At 63.4% G+C, this 21,022-nt stretch carries 18 protein-coding genes; 8 read left to right on the top strand and 10 right to left on the bottom strand.

Features of this window, described 5'->3' with window-relative positions:
* The 4 genes from R2834_23775 to R2834_23790 form a co-directional block, all read right to left on the bottom strand.
* Window positions 1-1,362, bottom strand: a 1,362-nt coding sequence (locus tag R2834_23775; protein MEZ4703370.1) for an acyl-CoA synthetase, incomplete at its 3' end; no start/stop codon positions are given.
* Window positions 1,363-1,413: 51 nt separating this feature from the next.
* A complete protein-coding gene (madM, locus tag R2834_23780; GenBank protein ID MEZ4703371.1) occupies window positions 1,414-2,184 on the bottom strand; it encodes a malonate transporter subunit MadM in 771 nt (256 codons plus the stop codon).
* Window positions 2,181-2,549, bottom strand: a complete 369-nt coding sequence (madL, locus tag R2834_23785; GenBank protein MEZ4703372.1) for a malonate transporter subunit MadL — start codon at window positions 2,547-2,549, stop codon at window positions 2,181-2,183. Before madL ends, madM begins: the two co-directional genes overlap by 4 nt.
* Window positions 2,550-2,552: 3 nt before the next feature.
* Window positions 2,553-2,921 (bottom strand): DUF1801 domain-containing protein, encoded by a 369-nt coding sequence (locus R2834_23790; protein ID MEZ4703373.1) that lies wholly within the window; start codon window positions 2,919-2,921, stop codon window positions 2,553-2,555.
* 134 nt (window positions 2,922-3,055) lie between these two features.
* Here R2834_23790 and R2834_23795 point away from each other — a divergent pair, with 134 nt between their 5' ends.
* Entirely contained in the window at window positions 3,056-4,177 is a 1,122-nt protein-coding gene (locus R2834_23795; protein MEZ4703374.1) for a hypothetical protein, read from the top strand.
* A 9-nt stretch (window positions 4,178-4,186) separates the two neighbouring features.
* On the opposite strand, the gene R2834_23800 is transcribed toward R2834_23795, so the two are convergent.
* Entirely contained in the window at window positions 4,187-5,548 is a 1,362-nt protein-coding gene (locus tag R2834_23800; GenBank protein ID MEZ4703375.1) for a FlgD immunoglobulin-like domain containing protein, read from the bottom strand.
* A 93-nt stretch (window positions 5,549-5,641) separates the two neighbouring features.
* Between R2834_23800 and R2834_23805 the strand changes: the two genes are divergently transcribed.
* Entirely contained in the window at window positions 5,642-7,720 is a 2,079-nt protein-coding gene (locus R2834_23805) for a methyl-accepting chemotaxis protein (protein MEZ4703376.1), read from the top strand.
* Between the two features lie 66 nt (window positions 7,721-7,786).
* Here R2834_23805 and R2834_23810 read toward each other — a convergent pair whose 3' ends face one another.
* Window positions 7,787-9,250, bottom strand: a complete 1,464-nt coding sequence (locus R2834_23810; GenBank protein MEZ4703377.1) for a hypothetical protein — start codon at window positions 9,248-9,250, stop codon at window positions 7,787-7,789.
* Between the two features lie 145 nt (window positions 9,251-9,395).
* Between R2834_23810 and R2834_23815 the strand changes: the two genes are divergently transcribed.
* Together R2834_23815 and R2834_23820 are read left to right on the top strand one after the other, a co-directional pair.
* Entirely contained in the window at window positions 9,396-9,821 is a 426-nt protein-coding gene (locus tag R2834_23815; GenBank protein MEZ4703378.1) for an ATP-binding protein, read from the top strand.
* Between the two features lie 56 nt (window positions 9,822-9,877).
* On the top strand, window positions 9,878-11,752 hold the full coding sequence (locus tag R2834_23820) for a methyltransferase domain-containing protein (protein ID MEZ4703379.1): 1,875 nt from the start codon (window positions 9,878-9,880) through the stop codon (window positions 11,750-11,752).
* Here the strand turns inward: R2834_23820 and miaA are convergent.
* Entirely contained in the window at window positions 11,745-12,650 is a 906-nt protein-coding gene (gene miaA, locus R2834_23825; GenBank protein MEZ4703380.1) for a tRNA (adenosine(37)-N6)-dimethylallyltransferase MiaA, read from the bottom strand. The genes R2834_23820 and miaA overlap by 8 nt on opposite strands.
* Before the next feature lie 104 nt (window positions 12,651-12,754).
* Here miaA and R2834_23830 point away from each other — a divergent pair, with 104 nt between their 5' ends.
* Window positions 12,755-13,786, top strand: coding sequence for a sugar phosphate isomerase/epimerase family protein (locus tag R2834_23830; protein ID MEZ4703381.1), 1,032 nt, complete (start codon window positions 12,755-12,757; stop codon window positions 13,784-13,786).
* A gap of 180 nt (window positions 13,787-13,966) precedes the next feature.
* Here the strand turns inward: R2834_23830 and R2834_23835 are convergent, their stop codons facing one another.
* The gene (locus tag R2834_23835) at window positions 13,967-14,305 is read right to left on the bottom strand and encodes a rhodanese-like domain-containing protein (GenBank protein MEZ4703382.1); all 339 of its coding nucleotides are present in this window, start codon (window positions 14,303-14,305) and stop codon (window positions 13,967-13,969) included.
* A 14-nt stretch (window positions 14,306-14,319) separates the two neighbouring features.
* A complete protein-coding gene (locus tag R2834_23840; protein MEZ4703383.1) occupies window positions 14,320-15,060 on the bottom strand; it encodes a lycopene cyclase domain-containing protein in 741 nt (246 codons plus the stop codon).
* A gap of 218 nt (window positions 15,061-15,278) precedes the next feature.
* Between R2834_23840 and R2834_23845 the strand changes: the two genes are divergently transcribed.
* Window positions 15,279-15,512: a hypothetical protein gene (locus R2834_23845; protein ID MEZ4703384.1), complete on the top strand. Its 234-nt coding sequence runs from the start codon at window positions 15,279-15,281 to the stop codon at window positions 15,510-15,512.
* Window positions 15,513-15,515: 3 nt separating this feature from the next.
* Here the strand turns inward: R2834_23845 and R2834_23850 are convergent, their stop codons facing one another.
* Window positions 15,516-17,048 carry an NAD(P)/FAD-dependent oxidoreductase gene (locus R2834_23850; protein ID MEZ4703385.1) on the bottom strand — a complete coding sequence of 511 codons (1,533 nt, stop codon included), beginning with the start codon at window positions 17,046-17,048 and terminating at the stop codon, window positions 15,516-15,518.
* A gap of 828 nt (window positions 17,049-17,876) precedes the next feature.
* Between R2834_23850 and R2834_23855 the strand changes: the two genes are divergently transcribed.
* Together R2834_23855 and R2834_23860 are read left to right on the top strand one after the other, a co-directional pair.
* The gene (locus R2834_23855; GenBank protein ID MEZ4703386.1) at window positions 17,877-20,675 is read left to right on the top strand and encodes a PAS domain S-box protein; all 2,799 of its coding nucleotides are present in this window, start codon (window positions 17,877-17,879) and stop codon (window positions 20,673-20,675) included.
* 50 nt (window positions 20,676-20,725) lie between these two features.
* Window positions 20,726-21,022, top strand: a 297-nt coding sequence (locus tag R2834_23860) for a response regulator (protein ID MEZ4703387.1), incomplete at its 3' end; no start/stop codon positions are given.

Consider the following 21,022-nt stretch of genomic DNA (forward strand, 5'->3'; position numbering starts at 1 on the left):
GGCGCGCAGATCCTCCAGCGTGAGAGACGCATCCGGCGCCAGCACCACGGCGGCCGATACCGCCTCGCCCCAGGTGTCGTCCGGCACCCCGACCACGGCGCACTCCCGGATGTCCGGATGTTCGAGCAGCGCGGCCTCGATTTCGAGCGCCGAGAGCTTGTAGCCGCCACTCTTGATGATATCCACCGAGAGCCGGCCCATGATGCGGTAATAGCCGTCCTCAATCACCGCCATGTCGCCCGTCCGAAACCAGCCGTCCTCGAACGACTCCGCCGTCGCTTCCGGACGCTTCCAGTATTCGAGAAACACGGACGGGCCGCGCACCTGGATCTCGCCAGGAACACCATCGTCCGTCACGATCTCGCCCGACTCCGCCTTCAGACGGACCTTAACACCGGGCAGCGGTTGCCCGACCATCCCCGGCCGGCGCTCGCCGGCGTAGGGATTCGACAGGCCCATCCCGATCTCGGTCATCCCGTATCGTTCGAGCAGCTTCTGGCCGGTAAGACCCGTCCAGGTTTCGTGCACGCTCGCCGGCAACGCCGCCGACCCCGAGATCATGAGCCGCATCCGGGCGAAGCCGGCGACGATCGGGGCGCGCTCTGGCTCGGAGAGGGACTCCAGATGCTCGATAAGCTTTACATAAATCGTGGGCACCGCCATGAACACGGTGTACGCGCCGGCGGTGACGCGAGGCAGGATGGCTGCAAGGTCGAATTTTGGAAACGGCTCGATCGCCGCGCCGGCCCACAGGGCGCACGACATCACGTTGATGATCCCGTGGATGTGATGGAGAGGGAGAAAGAGAGGGATGCGGTCGTCTTCCTCCCAGTGCCAGGCCTCGATGAGCGTCGTGATCTGCGCCTCGACATTCGCGTGCGTCGTCACCACGCCCTTGGGCTTGTTCGTCGTGCCGCTGGTGTAGAGCATCATGGCGCGGCGCTCCGGGCGGAGTTCGGGCAGCGCGGGCGGCATGGCGCCGGCAGCCTCCTCGATCGTCAGCACAGGAATGCCGGCATCCTGCGCGAGCGGGCGAAGGCCATGCGCCAGCGTGGCGGTCGTCAGGATCGCCGCGGCGCCGGCGTCGCTGAGGGTGTAGGCGAGTTCGGGCGGCATGGCGGAGCCGCTGAGCGGCACGGCGACGCCGCCGGCGCGCCAGATGCCCCACTGCGCGGCCGCATAGTCGAACCCGGCAGGGATGAGGTACGCGATCCGGGCTTCGCCGAGGTCGGGCCTATCGCCGAGGAGGAGCCCCGCGATGCGCGCCGAGGCGTCGAGCAATTCATCGTACGTACGCTCGTCCGCCGTCGTGCGAAACGCGGTGCGCCGGCCGTGGGCTTTCGCGCGTTGGAAGAGGTTCATTGGTGCTGCGATTCGGGAGATCCCCCGCATTCGCGAGGGATGACAATAAATTTAAAAAAACATCCGCATCACGATATACACGGCGGACGGCCCCACGAGGCATCCCAACCCGGTGTAAAACGTGGCCGTCATGGCGCCGTAGGGCACCAGTTTCGGGTCCGTCGCGGCGAGCCCGCCGGCGACACCGCTCGTCGTGCCCATCAATCCGCCAAAGATCAGCGCCGACCGGGGATTGTTCAGGCCGATGGACTTCGCGACGAACGGTGTTCCAATCATCACGAGAATCGATTTGATGAGCCCCACGGCGATGCTGAGGGCGATCACCTCCGACGAGGCGCCGATGGCGGTCCCGGTCACCGGGCCCACGATATAGGTCGCCGCGCCGCCGCCGATCGTCGTCATGCTGACGGCGTCGCGGTAGCCGAAGGCGTACGCCACGCCGGCGCCGAGCGCGAACGAGATGAATACGCCCACCAGCAGCGAGATCACGCCGCTCAGACCCGTCTTCCGAAACTCGTCCAGGCTCACCCCGAAGGCCGTCGCCACGATGGCGAGGTCGCGGAGCATCGCGCCGCCCATGAAGCCCACGCCGGCGAGCAGCGGGATGTCCGCCACGCCCTTCGAGCCGCCCGTCGCCGCCCCGCCGAGGTAAGCCATCAACAGCCCGATCATGATGGCGATCGCCGACCCGTGCAGGCGGCCCCGGGTGAGGCGTTTTGAAATCCAGTAGGAGACCAGCACCGTGCCGCCCACGACCGCGAACGCCGTCACGAGCGCATAGGCCGTGAGCGCCCCGTGCAGGGATTCCAGCAATCCGTTCATGCCTCACCCTCCGCGCGGCCGATGCGCGCGATCACGGGCACGAGCGCGAAACAGACGACCACGACCAGCACGCCGGCCGCCACCGCCGCGACGCCTCCGTTCACGGCCTTCACCACATTCTGGCTCGCCGCCATCGCGACGACGATGGGGATGTAGATGGCGCTCCAGAACAGGATGCCCTGCTCCGAGGCCGGCATCATCCGACCCGCCGCCCGCAGCCGGTCCGTACCGACGATCAGCAGCAGCATGGCGATACCGACGCCGCCCACATTGGCGTCAACGCCGATGAGCCAGCCAAGCACTTCGCCGGCCAGCATGCCGGCGAGGAGACTGAGCGACAACAGGGCCGTTCCGTAGATGACCATCGATTATCTCGCGTTTTCGGCGATTCGTGCTTCCACGAGCCGCAGCACCAGCGTGTCGGGCAGGGGATCGTCCGGTTGAAAACGGACCGTGCCCGTGCCGGTATCGTAGGCGGCCAGCTCATCCGTGAAGCCGGCGGCCACGGTGTTGCTCATGAGATACAGGGCGCAATGCTTCCTGGTCGCGCCCATCGCGCAGAGCATCTTTCCGTTCAGCCGAAACGCCGGCAGCTGGTAGCTGACGCATTCCTCGGCGCCCGGCGCGGCGCGGTGAATCAGGACGCGGAGATCCTCCAGGGCCTCGCGTTGCGGCGCGGGCAGCGCCAGCAGGTATTCGTCGAATGTGGGCGGGATAGCTCGCGAGCCGGCGCGCATAGCCTGATGGGTTTACGGCCTGATGGGTTTACGTTCCGGGCGTCAAGCTACGAACCCGCCGGCAAGTGAATCAAAGACAATTTCGGCGAAAGCCTATATATTGTGCGTCGACTCCAATCCTCCCGTACAATACCATGCCGCTGAACCGCCGCCAGTTCGTCCAGCATGCCGGCCTCGCGCTGGCCGCCGCCTCCCTCGTCGGACCCGGATGCTCCGCATCGGCCGCGCCGGTTTCGCGCCGGCTTTATGTCGCCACGCCGGGCATCCGCAATTACCTCGAATACGGCGGAATCGGCGTGATCGTGTTCGACATCGACAACGGGCACCGCTTCGTGAAACGGATCCCCACCTGGGATCTCGTCGAGGGCGTCGACCCCGAAAACGTGAAAGGGGTCGCGGCCAGCGGAAAAACCGGCCGGCTGTACGTGAGCACGATCAAACGCGTCGGCTGCATCGATCTGCACACTGAAAAGATGCTGTGGGATGTCGCGTACGAGGGCGGCTGCGACCGGCTCACACTGTCGCCGGACGGCACCGTGCTCTATATCCCCTCGCTGGAGAAGGGGCACTGGCACGTGGCCGACGCCATGACGGGAGACGTGCTCGCGCGCATCGAGGTGGGCTCCGGGGCGCACAACACCATCTACGGACTCGACGGCAAGGAGGTCTACCTCGCCGGCCTCCGTTCGCCGCTACTCTCGGTGGCCGATACGGCGACGCACACCGTCAAAAAAACCGTGGGCCCCTTCAGCAACCCGATTCGGCCGTTCACGGTGAACGGGAGCCAGACGTTGTGTTTTGTGAACGTCAACGAGCTGCTCGGCTTCGAAATCGGTGATCTCAAAACCGGTGACATGCTGCACCGGGTAGAAGTGGCCGGCTTCGAGAAGGGCCCCGTCAAACGCCACGGCTGCCCGAGCCACGGCATCGGCATGACGCCCGACGAACGCGAAATCTGGGTGTCGGACGGCGCCAACAGCCACATGCACGTTTTCGACGCGACGGTAATGCCGCCCCGGCAGATCGCCAGCCTGCCCGTACGCGACCAGCCGGGCTGGGTCACGTTCAGTCTGGATGGGAAATACGCCTATCCCTCAACCGGCGAAGTGTTCGATGTGGCGACCAAAGAGATCGTGGCGACGCTGACCGACGAGACCGGCCTCGCCGTAGGGAGCGAAAAGATGGTGGAGGTGCACCTGCAAGGCGACCGCATAACCGAAACGGGCGACCAGTTCGGCATCGGGCGCATCGCCTGATGCACGGGTTCAGTCTCGCAAGACGACCATCGTCTTCATTTCTGCAATGTCTCCGATGTCGACCAGGTACATGTACGCGCCCGACGCCACGCGCTGGCCGGCTTCGTTGCGACCGTCCCACGTCACTTCCTGCACGCCGGCGGCCTGGTAGGTGTCGACCAGCGTTCGAAGATCCTGACCGAGCAGGTCGATGACGCGCACCCGGACGTGCGCATCCCGGGTCAGCCGGTACCGGATCGTCGTCGACGCCGAGAAGGGGTTGGGGTAGTTCTGCTCAAGCTCGAAGGGCTCGATGCGGTCGGGCAGCGGCTCGCGCGCCGTGGATTGCGATGCGGCGCGCCAGCGGTACGCGCGCTGGCCCACGGCATAAGCGAGGGTGTCATTGATGAGGCGGATGCGGTTAACCTGACCATCCATCACCGCGACCTGCGTCCACGTCGCGCCGCCGTCGGTCGTCATGGAGGTCGTGCCGCGGCCGCTCGTCCAACCAAGCTGCGGCGAGACAAAGCCTAGGCCCTGGAGGCCGGCGGGGCTCGTGCTCCCTTCCACGGACAGCTCGCGCCAGCTGTCGCCGCCGTCTTCCGTCTTGAGCACCTTCGCCGCGCGCCCCGTCGGGTTGCTGAATGGGTATTCGATCGACACATAGCCGATGTCGGGCGTCGGGAAGGAGATCTTCCAGCCCCATTCGCCACCCACCCCGTTCGCCGTCTGCGTCGTGTGCCGCACCGACCAGGTGGCGCCGCCGTCTTCCGTCATCACGACCACCGCGTTGCCCGTGAGATCGCGCTTCGTGCCGCCCACGGCGATCCCCCGGTTCTCATCGAAAAAGTACACATCGATCAGGGTGCCCACGCCATAGGCCGTCAGGTCCTGGCTGCTCCACGTGTCGCCGCCATCCGCCGTCTTGATGAGCACCGGCGGCCCATCGAATCGTCCGACGCCGTAGACGACGCGGTCGCTCACGACATACAGCCCGCACACACCCGTGGGCCTGGGCTCGGGAATGCGCGATGTGATGTCTGCCCACGTGTCGCCCCCGTCGCTCGTTTGCAGCAGCAGGGTGGTGTTGGACAGCGAGCCGGCCCACCCGACCTGGGTGTTGGCAAAACCTACGCTGCGGAGGTAGATGCCGGCATTGAGAACCAGCTTCCAGGTTTCGCCGGCATCCGTCGTGCGGTAGGCGAAACCGCCCCCGTTCACGGCCCATCCGGTTTCGGGCGTGGCAAAAAAGATATCGTCATACCGCCCGCCGATGCGGCGGGGCAGGCCGTCGAGCGTCTCCCAGCTGCCGACCTGAGCATATGCGCTGCACGATAGGAATAACAGGACGGCCAGGCTGTGAAGGCGCCGGGTAACCGGTTTTATACGCATGATGTGAGCGATTCTCATTAACAAGAGGGGGCTTCCGGCCGATACCAGAGCCAGTTCTATTTGTTGCCTTCACGCTTGCACAAAGTGTCCGATATGTCGATTCGTGTCAAACTCCTCGCTGGATTCGGTGTCATCGCGCTGCTTTTTGGCGCGCTGACCGTTGAGAACCGAAACATGCTAAACGAGGGGATCTCGGCGATCGAGGAAGCCCGCGACCAGGGCTATGCCGCCGCCGTCCTTGCCAAGGAAATCAAGCTGGATGTGATCCAGGTCCAGCAGTGGCTGACGGATATCAGCGCCACCCGCGGGGCCGAAGGTTTTGACGATGGATTCGACGAGGCGGCGCGCTACGCCGCCGATCTGTATACCAACATCGATGCGCTCATGCGGCTCCGCCCCGAACTGCGCGACGACCTCGAAGGGCTGAGAACGTCGTTCACGTCGTTCTATGAAAAAGGGCAGTGGATGGCGGAGCGCTACATCGCCGAAGGGCCCGCCGGCGGGAACGCGGCCATGGAAGAATTCGACGCCTTCGCCGAGGATATCGGAGATCGGGTGGAAACGCTCGTGGCCTCAATGAGCGACCTCGCCGACCATTCGCTCCAGGCCAGCATTGACCAGGCCGCCCGCAGCAAACAGGTCAGCCTCTGGTTCACTTCGATCGCCCTGGCCCTGTCCGTACTCATCGCCCTCTTCCTGAGCCGCGCCATCAGCACGCCGCTCGGTAAAATGACGCGTGCGATGAACCAGATCGCGACCGTGGAGCTGAAAGAACTGACCGGGGTCCTCCAGCAACTGGCGCAAGGCGATCTGACCGGCCAGTTCAAATCCACCGCAACCCCCATCGCCTCGCGATCACGCGACGAGATCGGGAAGATGGCGTCGTCCTTCAACACCATGGTCAAACAGTTGAAGGACTCGGAGGCCGCCTACGGCCAGATGATTTCGCGCCTGAACCACCTCGTCGGGCAGGTGGCCAGCGACGCGCAGAAGGTGGGTCATGCCTCGTCCCAGCTGTCGGAGACCGCCGTCAGCGCCGGCGAGACCTCGACGCTCGCCTCGAACGTGATCCAGGAAGTCGCCCTGAAGACGACCGAACAGATCGAAAGCATTCAGATGGCCGCCCAGACCATGGAAAACGTGGCGGATTCGATCGAGGAAGTGGCGCGCGGCGCGCGGGAACAGGCCGAAGCGGTCGACCGCTCGTTCCACATCACGACCGAGATGGCGCACGTCATCCAGCAGATCGCCGCCAACGCCCGTTCGAGCGCGGACGGCTCGGCGCTCGCCGCCAACGCGGCGCGCGACGGCGCGGACTCGATTCGGCAGACGATCCAGGGCATGACGGGCATCAAACAGAAAGTGGGTATCTCCACCCAGAAAGTCCGCGAAATGGGCGAGCGGTCCGATCAGATCGGGGCCATCGTACAGACGATCGGCGACATCGCCTCGCAGACGAACCTGCTGGCGCTCAACGCCGCGATCGAGGCGGCCCGCGCCGGCGAACAGGGCAAGGGGTTTGCCGTCGTGGCCGACGAGGTGCGCCTCCTCGCCGAAAAGGCCACCGCGGCGACCGGTCAGATCTCGACGCTGATCAACACCATTCAGCAGGCGCTTGCCGAAGCCGTCACGGCGATGGCGGAAGGAGCCGAGGAAGTCGAACTGGGCGTACAGCGAGCCGATGACGCCGGCCAGACGTTGACGCGCTTCCTGGACGCCGTCCAGCAGGTCAACCGCCAGGTGGAGGAAATCGCCCAGGCCACGCACCAGATGGATGGCTCCTCGGGCGAACTCGTCGAAGCGATGGAGCGCGTCTCGAAAGTCGTGCGGGACAATACCGCCGCCACCGAAAGCATGACGGATCGCGCCCGCGCCGTCACCGGCGCCATCAACCGCATGACGCGGGTGGCGGTGGAGAACAGCAAGGCCATCGAGTCGGTCAGCGCCAACGCCGAGAACATGAGCATGAGCGATCAGGTCGCCGAAGTGACCACCTCGGCGCAGTCGCTCGCCGGCATGGCGCGCAACCTCCGCACGCTGGTCGAACAGTTCAAGCTGGCCGAAGGAACGATCCGGACGGCCGAGCCGTCGGCGCTGATCAAAACCGCGAACAAAGGCGCGTCCACGCCCGAGCAGAAAAAGCTCCAGCTGTTCTCCGACAGCCCGGCCTGACGCACGTCGAACCGAACCTCAGTGCAACCCAGAACCCTCGATTCCTGCGATTCGAGGGTTTTGGCATTACCGGAAGTACCAGCTGAAACGCGACTGGGATGGCGCCCGCCACCGGTCACCGGTGCGCTCCATGTCCATCGCGGCCAGCGCCGCCGTAAAGTCGATCGGCTGCGTCCGCGCGACGATCTCGTCGATGTCGTGCAGGGCCGGCGGGGCGTAGTTCTTCCAGTCCTCCATAAAGCTCGCCATGGATTTCTCCTGATAGCGCCGGCCGTCGAAGTACAGCTTCATGAATTGGGGGAGCGACTGGGTGCCGTTGCTGAGTCGGCGCAGCTCGAGATCGAGCATGAAGGCCACGGAGGCGCCCTCGTTATAGGCGTACCGGTTCGCCATGGTGTCGTCGTAGAACCGGGCGCAGGCCGTGACGAGCGAAATGCGGCCGGCCGGATCGGCCTCCCGCGCGCGGTCGGACTGCATCTGGATGCGGTTGACGAGCTGTTCGGAGGAGATCAGCCCGGCGCGCATCAGCACCAGCGTGCTGAAATAATCCGTGATGCCCTCGCGGATCCAGCACGAATCTTCGCCCCATTCGGGCACCTGCACATAGTCGAGCGCCTTCTTTTCATCCCGCCGATCCCACGTGTGGACGAATTCATGCGCCAGCAGGCCGAGAAAACGCAGACGATCCCGCTGCCAGATCGCGCTAAAGGTGAGGCCCTCGCGGAAGTTGAATTCGATCGTGTTGGATTCGGTGCTCGCCCGGTACTGCTCGCCGGCGTTGCTGTCGCGCATCATCAGGGTGAGATGACTCATGGGCGCCTCGCCGCCGAACATATCGATCGCGGCGCCCACGACCTGGCCGGCGGCGATCAGCGCCTCGGGGTAGCCGCGGATGTCGTCCTGGCCGGTCCAGACCAGCGTCAGATCGAGGTTCTTGAAGCGCCGGCTGACGGTGGAACTGTTGGCGAACGCCCCGAAGTAGTTGTTGACGAGCGAGTAGACCGACGGCACCTGGGTGGTTTCGCCGGACGTGGACCACGGGGTCACCACATCCCATCCGGGCGGCACCTGCCAGTGCAGCGCGATCGTCTGGTCCAGCCGGATGCGCGCCGGCAGGATGAACGCCATGCTCCCGCTCAAGAACGCGACATGGTCGTTGAGTTGCGAGATGGCGCCGCCCCACGCCAGCTCCGACAGCACCCGCGCGCCCTCCGGGTTGAGCGTGTAGCTGAAGGAATACGAATCGCCCTCGACATCTACGTCCCACGCGTTGGCCTCGGCCTGACGATGCGCCAGCGGACCCGTCTCGTCGAAGAAGGTCAGATCCGACACAAAAAATGTGACCGCGCGCTGATAGGTTCGGGGAAAAAATACGCGATGGGTGCCGCGCCGGACATCCGTAACGTGCCCCGTGATGCGAAGCTCCTGGCGCAGCGGTTCGACGTTGATTTCGTAGGTCAACGGCGACGATTGCCCCGCGGCCGGCACGCCGTGAAAGAGCAAGGCCACGAGGAGTACGACTACTGGCATGTAATTGGCAAACGAAGCCGCCGGCAGGGGCGTCGGCGAGGTTCTTGTTTGGATGGGGATTATTCGGTAACTATGCACCCGTCAGTTCAACATTACGTAAGACCGCGCGCGAGATGTTCCTTGCTGATGCCTTTGTAACGCCCGTATGATCCAGGTAAAGACAAAATCCCCTAACCACCTCGTTCTTGAATGTTCCAGCGACCTGGGCAATCTCGACGAACTGGTCGAGCAAACCGACGATTTCGTCGGCACGCTCGGGCTCGACGAGGAACTGGCGTACAAGGTCGTCCTGCTGATGTCCGAGGCGGCGACGAATGCGATTTTACACGGCAACGCCGAGGATCCGGCCAAGAAAGTGGACATCCAGCTGATCTACACCTCCGGGCGGTTGGAGCTCACGGTCGAGGACGAAGGGGAGGGGTTCGATCCCGATCGCGTGCGAAATCCCATCGCCGCCGAAAATGTCCTGCGCGACGGCGGACGCGGATTGTTTTTTATCCGGGAGATGGCGGAAGAAGTGCACCTGGAGAATAATGGCCGACGAATCCGGATGATCTTTCACGTGCAATGATCGGCCTTATGCGGGGCATCCTGCCCGCGCACCTCTAACCGCGATGGGGATGGTCCATGCGAAGCACCCTGGTGTGGACAGCGATTTACCTGGTCTTGCTTGTCGGTATCGGATATGGCGCGCCTGACACGGCGCGCTGGCCGGCATTCGTGGCGCTCACCCTCGTCGCATCCGTCGTCCTCGCGCGCATCGTATGGAAAGGCCGCCTCACCACCGGCTGGGTGCTCGGGCTCGCCGTCGCGATGCGGCTCCTCTACGTCGCATGGCCGCCCGTGTTGTCCGACGACGCCTACCGCTACATCTGGGACGGCATGCTCCAGGCCGAAGGGGTCAATCCCTACCTGTACCGCCCGGACGCCGACGCCCTCCAGGCCCATCGAACCGATTCGCTCTACCAGGTCCTCAACTCGAAATCCTACTACACGGTCTATCCACCCGTATCCCAGGGCGTATTCCTGGCCGGCGGTCTCGTGTACGACCGGGGGTGGCAGGTCAGTTTCTATGTGATCAAGGGGATCCTCGTTTTGTTCGAGCTTGGGGCGCTGGCCTTGCTGGCCCGGATGCTGACCGCGCCGATGCTCGCGCTGTATGCCTGGCATCCGCTCGTCCTCATCGAAACCGCCGGGCAGGCGCACACAGAGTCGATCCTGCTGTTCTTCCTCGCGCTGACCCTCTGGTTGTCCCGGAAACAGCGCCCCGGGTGGGCCGGCGCTTCGCTCGCCATGGCGGGGTGGACCAAGCTCTACCCGTTCGTCTTTTTTCCTTTTCTCACCATGCGCCACGGCTGGCGCGTCATGGCGGCCGGCGCGGCGGTGGGACTGGCGCTGCTCGCACCTTACTGGCACCCAGCGTTTTTCTCGCAGATCCGGGAATCGCTCGATCTCTACGTCCGGTATTTCGAGTTTAATGCCGGCCTGTATTACGCCGTAAAAAAAGCGTTCGCCCTCTTCACCGGCGACGACTGGAGCAAACAGCTCGGGCCGGCGTTTCGTCTTCTTTTTCTCCTTGCGATGGGCGGTCTCTACGTCTACGACGCCTTCCGCAAGCCCCCCCTTGCACGGATCCTGCTTCTGGCCACGACGGCCTTCCTGCTCCTGTCCACCACCGTGCATCCGTGGTATCTGATGCCTGCGCTGATGCTCGCCGTGTTCGAAAAACGCGCGCCCTGGCACTGGCACTGGCTGGCCGCGTTTTCGGTGGGGACCTACCTCCGGTACGTGGACGGCCCCTACTGGCTCTTCGTGAATCTCGCCTGGATCGGCTGGTTCGCTATAGGGCTCGTCGTCTACCGAAAAACCATCATCGATAACGCATTCGCCCTCATGCGCTTCAGAGCGAACGGAAAAGCGAAACGGATCATCCATCACCTCCCGCGTCGTCAGGACCCACCGGTGCGGGTCCTGGACCTGGGCGCCGCCGAGGGCTTTGTCGGCGAGGCGATTCAGAAGCGTACCGGCGCGGAGGTCGTCCTCGCGGATGTCGAGGACATGAACCGGACGCGCCTGCCGTTGACGCGCTACGACGGACGCCGGCTGCCTTTCGAGGATGGCGCGTTCGACGCGGTCGTCCTCTATTTCGTATTGCATCATTGCGCGGAGCCGGAGCAAGTCTTCCAGGAAGCCCTGCGGGTGTCCAGCGGCCGAGTCATCATCGTCGAATCGGTTTTCACCACCGATGCCGAGCGGCGTCGGCTGACTCGGCTGGATATCCTGGCCAACCGCATCCGGTCGTTCGGCGTCATGCGCCATCAGGAAGCCCACCTCGCGTTTCGCCGGGCCGAGGAATGGAAGCGCCTGATGCTCGAGAGCGGCGCCCGCCTCGTGGCCGAAGGGGGATGGGGAAACGTGCTGCACCGGCAGCATCTTTTTGTGCTGGACAAGAACCCGATCGCCCCCTCCGTCGACCGCCGGCGCCCCCGGCCCGCTAGCTGACGCCCTGCAGGAGGCGTTCCGGCGTGCGGACCGCCTCGTCCACGTCCACCCATTCGTACGCCGGATAGCGACGAAACCAGGTCAGCTGACGCTTCGCATACCGCCGCGTGTTGCGCTTGATGAGGCGCGTCATCTCCGCCTCGTCGATCTCGCCGCGCAGCATCGCGATCGGCTCCTGGTACCCGATGGTTCGGAGCGCCGGCAGCGCGGGATCGATACCGCGGGCGAGCAGCCCTCGCACCTCCTCGACCAGTCCGTTCGCCAGCATCGCGTCCACCCGCCGTTCGATGCGATCGTAGAGGACCGTCCTGTCGGTGTCGAGCACGATGGTGCGGTAGGCGAAGGCCGGCGGCTGCACCGTGCCGTGGTAATACGACAACGGCTGCCCCGTCCCGAGGTACACCTCGAGGGCCCGCACGAGGCGTTGCGTCTTCGTAGCATCCATCGTCGCCGCCGACGCCGCGTCGACCCGCTCCAGCTCCCGGTACAGGGCATCCGGGCCTTCCGCTTGCAGTCGCGCCATCACCGTTTCGCGCACGGCCTCCGGGACGTCGGGAATGTCCGAAAGCCCCTGGGTGAGCGCCGCCAGGTACAGCGTGGATCCGCCGACGACCAGCGGGGTCTTGCCCCTGGATACGATGTCACGGATGCAGGCCTCCGCCTCGCGCGTATAGATGCCGGCGGAGAGCGGCGCTTCGAGGGGCCACGCGTCGATGAGGTGATGGACGATCCCGCCGCGCTCCGCCAGCCCCGGCTTCGCCGTACCGATGTTCAGCTCGCGGTAGATTTGCCGGCTGTCCACCGACACGATCTCGGCATCCAGCCGGCGCGCCAGGTCGAGGCTGAGCGCCGTCTTGCCGATGGCGGTGGGGCCAGTCAATACGATAATGGGTGGCATCGTTCGCATCGTTCTCGGAATCGTCATACCTTCGCTGGACGTCCTATCCATCGACGGTCTGAGCCAATCGGGCCAAAATACTACGCCCACAACGGGTTGATGTCATGAATCGGAGAATATTCCTTCGCGCCGGCGCCGGCGCTGTGGCCGGCATGAGCCTCGCGCCCCTCGCCTGCACGCCGTCATCGGCGCCCAGCGGCAGCACCGCCGACCTCTTTTCCATCTCGCTGGCCCAGTGGTCCCTGCATCGATCGTTCTTCAGCGTCGATCCGCGCGCCATCGGGTGGGATGTCTTTGACCGCACCCTCGTCAGCGACGACTACCGGAGCCTCCTCGGCGGCCGGCTCGACCCGCTGCGTTTTGCGGAGATCGCGCGCCGGGACTACGGCATCGAAGCGGTCGAATACGTCAATACGTTTTACTACGACCGCGCGCGCGACATGGAATACCTCGGTGCGCTCAAACGCGTGGCCGACGGGGAAGGGGTTCGCAGCGTGCTCATCATGTGCGACGCGGAAGGGGCTCTCGGCGCGCCGGCCGAGGCCGACCGCCTGCGTACGGTCGAGAACCACTACAAGTGGGTCGAGGCGGCCGCGTTCCTCGGGTGCCACGCGATCCGGGTGAATGCGGCCAGCGACGCGTCATTGGCGCCGGCGGAACAGCAACAGCTCGCCGCCGACGGGCTGCGGCGCCTGTGCGAGTTCTCGGACGGACACGGCATCAACGTCATCGTGGAAAATCACGGCGGCATCTCCAGCAACGGACAGTGGCTCGCCGGCGTCATGCGGCTCACCGACCATCCCCGCGCCGGGACGCTGCCCGACTTTGGCAATTTTTATCTGGGCGACGACTCCGTGACCGAAGACATCCGCCCCGAACTCTGGTACGATCGCTACCAGGGCGTGCAGGAATTGATGCCGTATGCGAAAGGCGTGAGCGCCAAATCGATGCGGTTCGATGCCCGGGGGAATGAGATGGAAACCGATTTCGAGCGCATGATGCGCATCGTGCTGGACGCCGGCTACCACGGCTTCGTCGGCATCGAATACGAAGGCTCCGAGGTGAGTGAGGACGCCGGCATCAAAGCCACCAAAGCCCTCCTGGAAGGCGTGCGAGAAAAACTAGGTGCTGCCTGAAAAATCTTTCAGACAGCAACGTATCCTGAACGTGATTCAGGATCCTACGCTGTTTTGGCGGTTTTTTGGATGCTCCGGGACGGCCCGAACGATTTTTCAGACACGACCTCGCCGGCGCCAGAGTTTTAACGTCCCAGGTTTCGAAACCCCTAGAACTTCGAACCTGAAACGTTGAACCCTTCAATACGTCGGCATGGTCGGATCGATCTCCCGACTCCAGGCCATCACCCCGCCTTTCAGATTGCGCACGTTGTCGAAGCCGTTAGCCATCAGAAACTGGACGGCGTTCGCCGAACGCGCACCCGAGCGGCAGTGCACCACCATCAGCTGATCGCGGTAGGGCTCGAGTTCATCGATGCGGGAGGGGAGGGTATCCAGGCGAATGAGCTTGCCGTTCAAATTGGCGGCGGCGTATTCCTCTTCACTGCGTACGTCCAGAATAAAGGGCGTCTCGCCCCGATCCATCATATCCTTGAGTTCGCGAACGGTCATTTCGGGGACGGCAGAAGATCCAAACATAGCGTATCAAGCAATCAGGTAAGGGATGACGTTTCCTGCGCGGGCGTTTGGCGATGTGCGGCAATGTGCGCGCCATGCAGAAACAGACTTACGCCGCTGACGACGAGTAAATCAGTCAATAGAAAAAAAGTTGCCTCCTCGACCGGGAGCCCCAGCAGCATGATGCCGGTGGAAGTCGACTCGGCGATCGTCCAGATGCCGAGACCGATCGCGATCCGGTCGGCGATCCATAAATAGACCGAGGGCAGGAGCGCCGCCAGCCACATCGCGCGCCAGCGCGTCCCGAAGTAGCCGCCGCCATAAAACCACATGCCGGCGAGAACCGGACACGCCCAGGCCAGGATCAGGCCGAGATACGTCCATTTTTCGGCGCCCCACAGGAGCATGCCGGCGCCCGCCGCTGCAAGTGCCAGCATGACGGCGACAACGCCGGGCCCGCCGTTGCGGTCTCCAGGCGGCGTCGCGGCAAAAAAGAGCAGGTAGAATAAGCCGGTCAGCAGCGGTTGCAGCAGGAAAAAGAGATATTCTTCCAGCGGTACGTAGCCGATCGTTCCGAGCACCCTTTCAGGGCCATACACCCAGACCGAGGCGTAGACCAGATAATTATCCCACGGCGTCGTGTAGATCAACGCGATAAGCGTCGTCCAGAGCAGCGCTTTCCACGCGCCGGCGGGAAGACCGCGGCGGAGGGCCATGCCCAACAACACGGCGAGCGGCGGCAGGATAAAAACGAGATGGAACTGGAGATAGGTCACGACGGCATGGGGGAGTGGGTGGGAGGGGGGCTTCCGAAATACGGTTTTCGGCGCGAATATGACCATCCGGATGGCCGGGCGAGGAAGCCGCGGCATCGTTCCGTCGTCAGGATCCCGGGCGCCGGATGGAAAAGCTGGGCATTTGAAGAGATTTGTTTTGACTCTGGCCGCATATTGCCGATGTTAGCAGTAAGACGTTCATCACCCAACACATCATTATGGATATCGATTCGACCGCCGTACTGCTCATGCTGCTGAAGAACCAGGCCATGCTCGAAACGATCTACGAGAGCCAGTCGCATATCATCGCGAAGCTGGACGAACGGGATCAGGAAGAGGTTTATGGCGAGATGCTTCAGAAGCAGGAGCTTATCGAGGACCGCCTTCTCCAGTTTTATCGGGAGGCGTTAACGCACAATGCCAATCCTCCCATGACGCAGGGCGAAGCCTGAAGATCATACCTTTTTCCGTTCCAGATCGCGCAGCACGACGCGGGCGGCATTTCGGCCCGATGCGCCCATGATGCCGCCACCCGGATGGGTGGATGCCCCCGTCAGGTAGAGCCCTTTCACAGGCCCGCGGTAGCCGGACATCGACAGCGCCGGCCTGAACATGAACATCTGGTCGATGCTCATCTCCAGATGCATGACATTTCCCCGGAAAAGCCCCAGCTCACGCTCGAGCCAGAGCGGATGCTGAAACAGATAATCGACGATGCTCGCGCGGGTGCCGGGGGCGTAGCGCTCAAACCGGTCGATGATCGTCTGGGCGACACGGTCCCCGATTTCGTCCCACGAGGCGCCCCCCGCGAGTTCGTACGGATAATACTGCCCCCAGAGCCACAGGACCTCGCCCCCGGGAGGCGCAAGCGAAGGATCGGCCGCGCTGAAGGTCATGGCAACCAGGGGCGGAATGTGAGAAGGTTCGCCTTTTAAATAATCTCCGTACGCAGCGTTGATCTGCTGTGGCGACTCACATAATAGTTGGAGTCCCATCCGGGCTTCGACACCGGGGGAGGCGGTGTAACGCACCGGACGATCCAGCGCGAGTCTCACAATGGCTCCGAATCCGTTGCCGATGCGCAGGTTCGCGGCCTCCGGGGGCCGGCTTTCCGCCGGCAACAGGCGATTTAGCGTCTCGTTAATGTGCGTTCCCGAGACGACGGCACGAGCGGTATAGTTTTTGTTTTTCACCCGCACGCCGGCAGCACGTGTTCTTTCCAGCAAAATTGTATCTACCGGAGCACCGGTGAATACACTTCCGCCATGCGACTCAATATGGCGCCGTAACGCCTGAGTCAGCATGCCGGAGCCGCCGCGCGGCCTCGCGATACCGCTTTCGTGATAGAGCGGGTGCCAGAGCAAAAAGGGGGCGCTGAGGGGTTCCGTCGGGGGAGGGCCGGATTGGGCGGCCATCCAGACCAGCGGGGCGCGAATTTTCTCTTCCTTGAAATAGCGTGAAACGACATCGCCGTACGGCGTCATGATGTCGCCCAGCGCGCGTTTCCAGTCGAGCTTCATCTTGCTGCGCACCATCGCTTTTCCGAGCTGAAACGGGCCCGGAACGTCGAGAAACGCATCGCGGACAGCCCGGCCGAAGCCGACCCAGTCGTCGTGAAATCGTTTGTAGGCGATCCCCTCACCGGGAAAACGCGACTCGAGGTGTTCGACGGTTTTCTCCAGGCTACGGTAGAAGAATACGGAGTCGCCGTCTTCGAATGGCGCGAAAAAAAGCGGGTCAAGGTCGATGTACTCCAGCCCGTACCGTTCAAGCCCCAGTTCTTCGACTACCGGGGTCAGCCGTATCAGGATGTGGGCGCTTCCGCCGAGATCGAACTGATACCCCGGCACACGCTCTTCGGTAACGACGGCCCCGCCGACGATATCCCGGCGTTCGAACACGCCGATACGATACCCGGCCTGCGCCAGGTAGGCTGCCGTAATCAGCGCATTGTGCCCTGCACCGATAACAATTACATCGAAATCCACTCAGGTATACCGTAAAAGGGGTTCATAATCAAAGCATTCGATGCGCATCGTGATTCGCTGCAAGCATCGCGCTTAAAGATCTTAAGACGAGCGCCGATCTACCAACTAAGCACAGACACCGGCGGAAGCCGGCCTGCTGGTCTGTGAACGCACGCGGTGGGGCCTGTGCCACAAGCCCATACACACGAAACGCATGCGACAACCGTCAACGATTCCCGTGTCGTTGGTAGGCCGTCCCGCTTCAGCCGAAATCTGACGAGGAATGATTGCAATGGATTGGGTATTTCAACTTTTGAGCGTCGTTATCGCTTTTGGGCCGATCGTCGTCGGAATCGTGCTGTGGCACTTTGTCTGGAATCGCGATTCAGGCTCGTCCTCGAACCCGCCGCCGCCGCCGCCGAATGGCCCCGAACGCAAACCGGTGCCTCCGTCGCCACGGTTCAGCAGCGATCGCAGCCCGATCGTGCACCGCAAAATAACCATGGCGCATACTCAGCGGCTACGCACCCGTTTCTAGTCTACGTCCGCGCGTCCCCGCCGACGCACTTACCATCATCTCACGCACGCCGGCAGCCTCGTGCAGGGCATCCCGCCGGCAAACAGCCCACGACCGCCTGCGGAGGGCGCTTTCTGGTTCGATCGAGGGCCCTGTGGAACAGGTCGCTCCCCGAGCAGTTCGCAATGAACCGTTATTGTCCCTGATAACAGTAGGCTAAATCCCTACTTGCAAATCAGGGTCAGACGCACGTATTTGTAGGGGAGAAGAGGCCTCCTCTTTTTCCCGGGTGAATGGTTCATCGAATAGTTCATCGTCGTGCCGCATTGCCTATGGCTTCCGACCCGCCTCATGTAGACCCGTGTGAACGCTGCGACCGTCTCGAAGCACGGGTGCAGGTGTTGGAGGCCGAACTCGAACAATGCAACGGCCGGCTGACACGCAGCCTTTCACAATACGAAGCACTTTTCGAACATGCGCCGGATGCGTTGCTGGTTATCGATCAAAACGATGCCATCCGACGCGCAAACGCGCTGGCCCGGGAGCTGACGGGCTATTCCGCGTTGGAACTGGCCACCATGTCACTCAGCACGCTGGTCGGAGCGATCCCGGAACAGCGACTGGTCTATTCCGGTCGCGACCTGTATCGGCTCGGCAAGAAGGACGGAACTACCCGTACTGTCGAACTGACCAGGCAGCAGACAGCGGAGGACCACATCCAGGTAGTCATCCGCGATGTGACCGAACAGATCGAGGCGGAGCTGGAGCTGCTCCGCATCACCTCGAATCTGGAGGAGGCCCAGGCCCGCATACGCCTTGGTAGCTGGGAGTTGAATCTCGAAACCCTCAGCGGGTACTGGTCGGATGAAATGTTCAGGCTGGTGGGTCGCGACAAGGCGCTCGGCATACCGGCCCTGCACGAATTCATGGAGCACGTGCATCCGGAGGATCGGCCGGCGGTCCGTGAAACGCACGAAAGCGTGGTCAAGGCCGCGGTGCCGGGTGCCTATCACGTGATCGAATACAGAACGAGCGAGCCGGATCCCGAAACACAACGCCGGCTCCGCGCCGAGTTCTATTACCAGCCCCACGGCAAGGAAGACGCGCCCGTGCTTATCGGTACCACGCTCGACATTACCGAACTAGCGCGTGCCGAACGCCAGGCGCTCGAACGCGAAGAGAGCATCCGGGCCACGCTGCAATCGATCGGAGACGCCGTCATCGCGACAGATGAGTTCGGCCTGGTCACCCGGATGAACCCCGTCGCCGCAAAGATGACGGGATGGACCGTCGACGAGGCGCGCGGCCGGCCCCTCGGCGAGGTCTTCCAGATCTTCCACGCCGAGACCGGCGAGCCGGCCGAAAGCCCCGTCGAACGCGTGCTCGCGACCGGCGAAATCGTCGGCCTCGCCAACGACACCATGCTGCGGTCCCGCGATGGGTCGACCTATCAGATCGCCGACAGCGGAGCGCCGATTCGCGACCAGGCCGGCCGCATCCTCGGCGTGGTGCTCGTCTTCCGGGATGTCACGGAAGCGTACCGGATCCAGGAGCGCCTCCGCGACCACATGCGCAAACGCAGCGAGGCGCATAATTTCCTGATCAATGTGCTGGACGCCATTCCGGTCCGCGTCTACTGGAAGGATGCCCAGCTGCGCTACAGCGGCGGCAACATCCTTTTTGCACGCGATGCCGGCATCGGCCACCCCGGCGGCCTCATCGGCAAGACGGATGCGGAGATGCCCTGGCGCAACGAGGCCGAACTGGCCGAGCGGCTCGAACGTCTGGTGCTGGAGGACGCCGAGTCGTATCTCGCCATCGAGGAAGAGCGCGTGATTGGATCGGGCGCCCAGCTAATCGTCCGCTCCAACCGGGTTCCGCTGCGCAATCTCGAGGGGCAGATCGTGGGGGTGCTGGGAACGTACGAGGACATCACGCGCAGCAAGCAGGCCGAGGAGGAAGGCATCAAGCTCGAAGCCCAGCTGCGCCAGGCGCAAAAACTCGAAACCATCGGGACGCTCGCCGGCGGCATTGCACACGACTTTAACAACATCCTGACGCCGATCCTCGGGTATTCCGATCTGGCCCTGGCTTCGCTCAGCGAGGGCGATCCGGGCTACCGGGAGTTGCACGAGATCTATGGCGCCGCGCGACGCGCCAAAGAACTCGTGCGGCATATCCTGGCGTTTAGTCGCCAGGTGGATCGCGAAATCACGGCCGTGTCGCTGCCGGATGTGATCGAGGAGGCCCTGGGGCTGCTCAGGCCCCTGATCCCGGCGAATGTGGCCATTCAGCGCGATATACCCGATGCAACCCGACCGATCCTTGCAGACGCTACCCAGATCCACCAGGTCGTCGTCAACCTGTGCACCAACGCATACCAGGCCATGAAGGAGGGCGGTGTGTTGCATCTGGGGCTCAGGGAGCATGTGATCGAGCGGCGCCACATGGGCCGGCATGAACGCCTCCAACCCGGCGTGTATCTGCGCCTGTCCATCAGCGACACCGGGACCGGCATGGACGCCATGACGGCGGCACGGGTCTTCGAGCCGTTTTTTACCACCAAAGCCGTGAACGAGGGCACCGGACTCGGGCTGTCCGTCGCGTACGGCATCGTACGGAGCCTGAACGGGGACATCCGCATAGAGAGCGAGCAGGGCATCGGCACGACGATGCACGTGTATCTGCCGGCCATCGTCAGCGAGAGCGCCGCGCCGTCTCAACAGGCGGGACGCGGCGCCATGCCCGCCGGCGGCTCGGAACACCTGCTCGTCGTCGACGACGAGTCCGCCGTACTCGATGTGATCGGACGCATGTTATTGCGCCTGGGATATGTTGTCCACACCCAACACGATCCCGCACAGGTACTCGACATGCTGAAGAAGTCGCCGCACGCCTTCGATCTGGTCCTGACGGACCTGACGATGCCCGGAATGACCGGGATACAGCTGGCGACAGGCATCAAGGAGGCGTTTCCTGACCTGCCTATCGTCCTCATGACCGGGTACGGTACGGCCGTAAACGAGGAAAAACGCATGCGGCTCAACATCGAACACGTGCTCTACAAACCCATAGAACTGGGTGACCTGGCGCATGCGATCCGGCAGACCCTCGACGCCGCGAGGCATTAGATACCCTGGCAAGCACTACCGATCAGTACACAAGCAAGCAGAGTGAAGACATGCGGATTTTGATCATCGAGGACGACGAGAGCGTGCGCGGCATGGTTGCGCGCATGCTCAGAGCGGAGGGATACGACCCCATAGAGGCCGGCGACGGACGCGCCGGCCTCGAAATCATCGAAAACCAGGCTACCGTGGACCTGGTCATATCGGACATCCTGATGCCCGTTATGGAGGGCCTTGAAACGCTGCGGTATATCCGGGCGCATTATCCAGAGATGCGAATCATCGCCATGTCCGGCGGCGGACAGTTCGGCCCGGAATATTGCCTGGATCTCGCGCGCCGGCTCGGCGCC

This window comes from Rhodothermales bacterium, from assembly GCA_041391505.1.
GTDB lineage: Bacteria > Bacteroidota > Rhodothermia > Rhodothermales > JAHQVL01 > JAWKNW01.

What these genes read in the sequence shown, in the direction of transcription:
- R2834_23830 (MEZ4703381.1), top strand. Translation starts at nt 12,755, where the DNA reads ATGAATCGGAGAATATTCCTTCGCGCCGGCGCCGGCGCTGTGGCCGGC.
- miaA (MEZ4703380.1), bottom strand. Translation starts at nt 12,650, where the DNA reads ATGCCACCCATTATCGTATTGACTGGCCCCACCGCCATCGGCAAGACG.
- R2834_23855 (MEZ4703386.1), top strand. Translation starts at nt 17,877, where the DNA reads ATGGCTTCCGACCCGCCTCATGTAGACCCGTGTGAACGCTGCGACCGT.
- R2834_23795 (MEZ4703374.1), top strand. Translation starts at nt 3,056, where the DNA reads ATGCCGCTGAACCGCCGCCAGTTCGTCCAGCATGCCGGCCTCGCGCTG.
- R2834_23810 (MEZ4703377.1), bottom strand. Translation starts at nt 9,250, where the DNA reads ATGCCAGTAGTCGTACTCCTCGTGGCCTTGCTCTTTCACGGCGTGCCG.
- R2834_23820 (MEZ4703379.1), top strand. Translation starts at nt 9,878, where the DNA reads ATGCGAAGCACCCTGGTGTGGACAGCGATTTACCTGGTCTTGCTTGTC.
- R2834_23805 (MEZ4703376.1), top strand. Translation starts at nt 5,642, where the DNA reads ATGTCGATTCGTGTCAAACTCCTCGCTGGATTCGGTGTCATCGCGCTG.
- R2834_23815 (MEZ4703378.1), top strand. Translation starts at nt 9,396, where the DNA reads ATGATCCAGGTAAAGACAAAATCCCCTAACCACCTCGTTCTTGAATGT.
- R2834_23800 (MEZ4703375.1), bottom strand. Translation starts at nt 5,548, where the DNA reads ATGCGTATAAAACCGGTTACCCGGCGCCTTCACAGCCTGGCCGTCCTG.
- R2834_23845 (MEZ4703384.1), top strand. Translation starts at nt 15,279, where the DNA reads ATGGATATCGATTCGACCGCCGTACTGCTCATGCTGCTGAAGAACCAG.
- R2834_23790 (MEZ4703373.1), bottom strand. Translation starts at nt 2,921, where the DNA reads ATGCGCGCCGGCTCGCGAGCTATCCCGCCCACATTCGACGAATACCTG.
- madL (MEZ4703372.1), bottom strand. Translation starts at nt 2,549, where the DNA reads ATGGTCATCTACGGAACGGCCCTGTTGTCGCTCAGTCTCCTCGCCGGC.
- madM (MEZ4703371.1), bottom strand. Translation starts at nt 2,184, where the DNA reads ATGAACGGATTGCTGGAATCCCTGCACGGGGCGCTCACGGCCTATGCG.
- R2834_23835 (MEZ4703382.1), bottom strand. Translation starts at nt 14,305, where the DNA reads ATGTTTGGATCTTCTGCCGTCCCCGAAATGACCGTTCGCGAACTCAAG.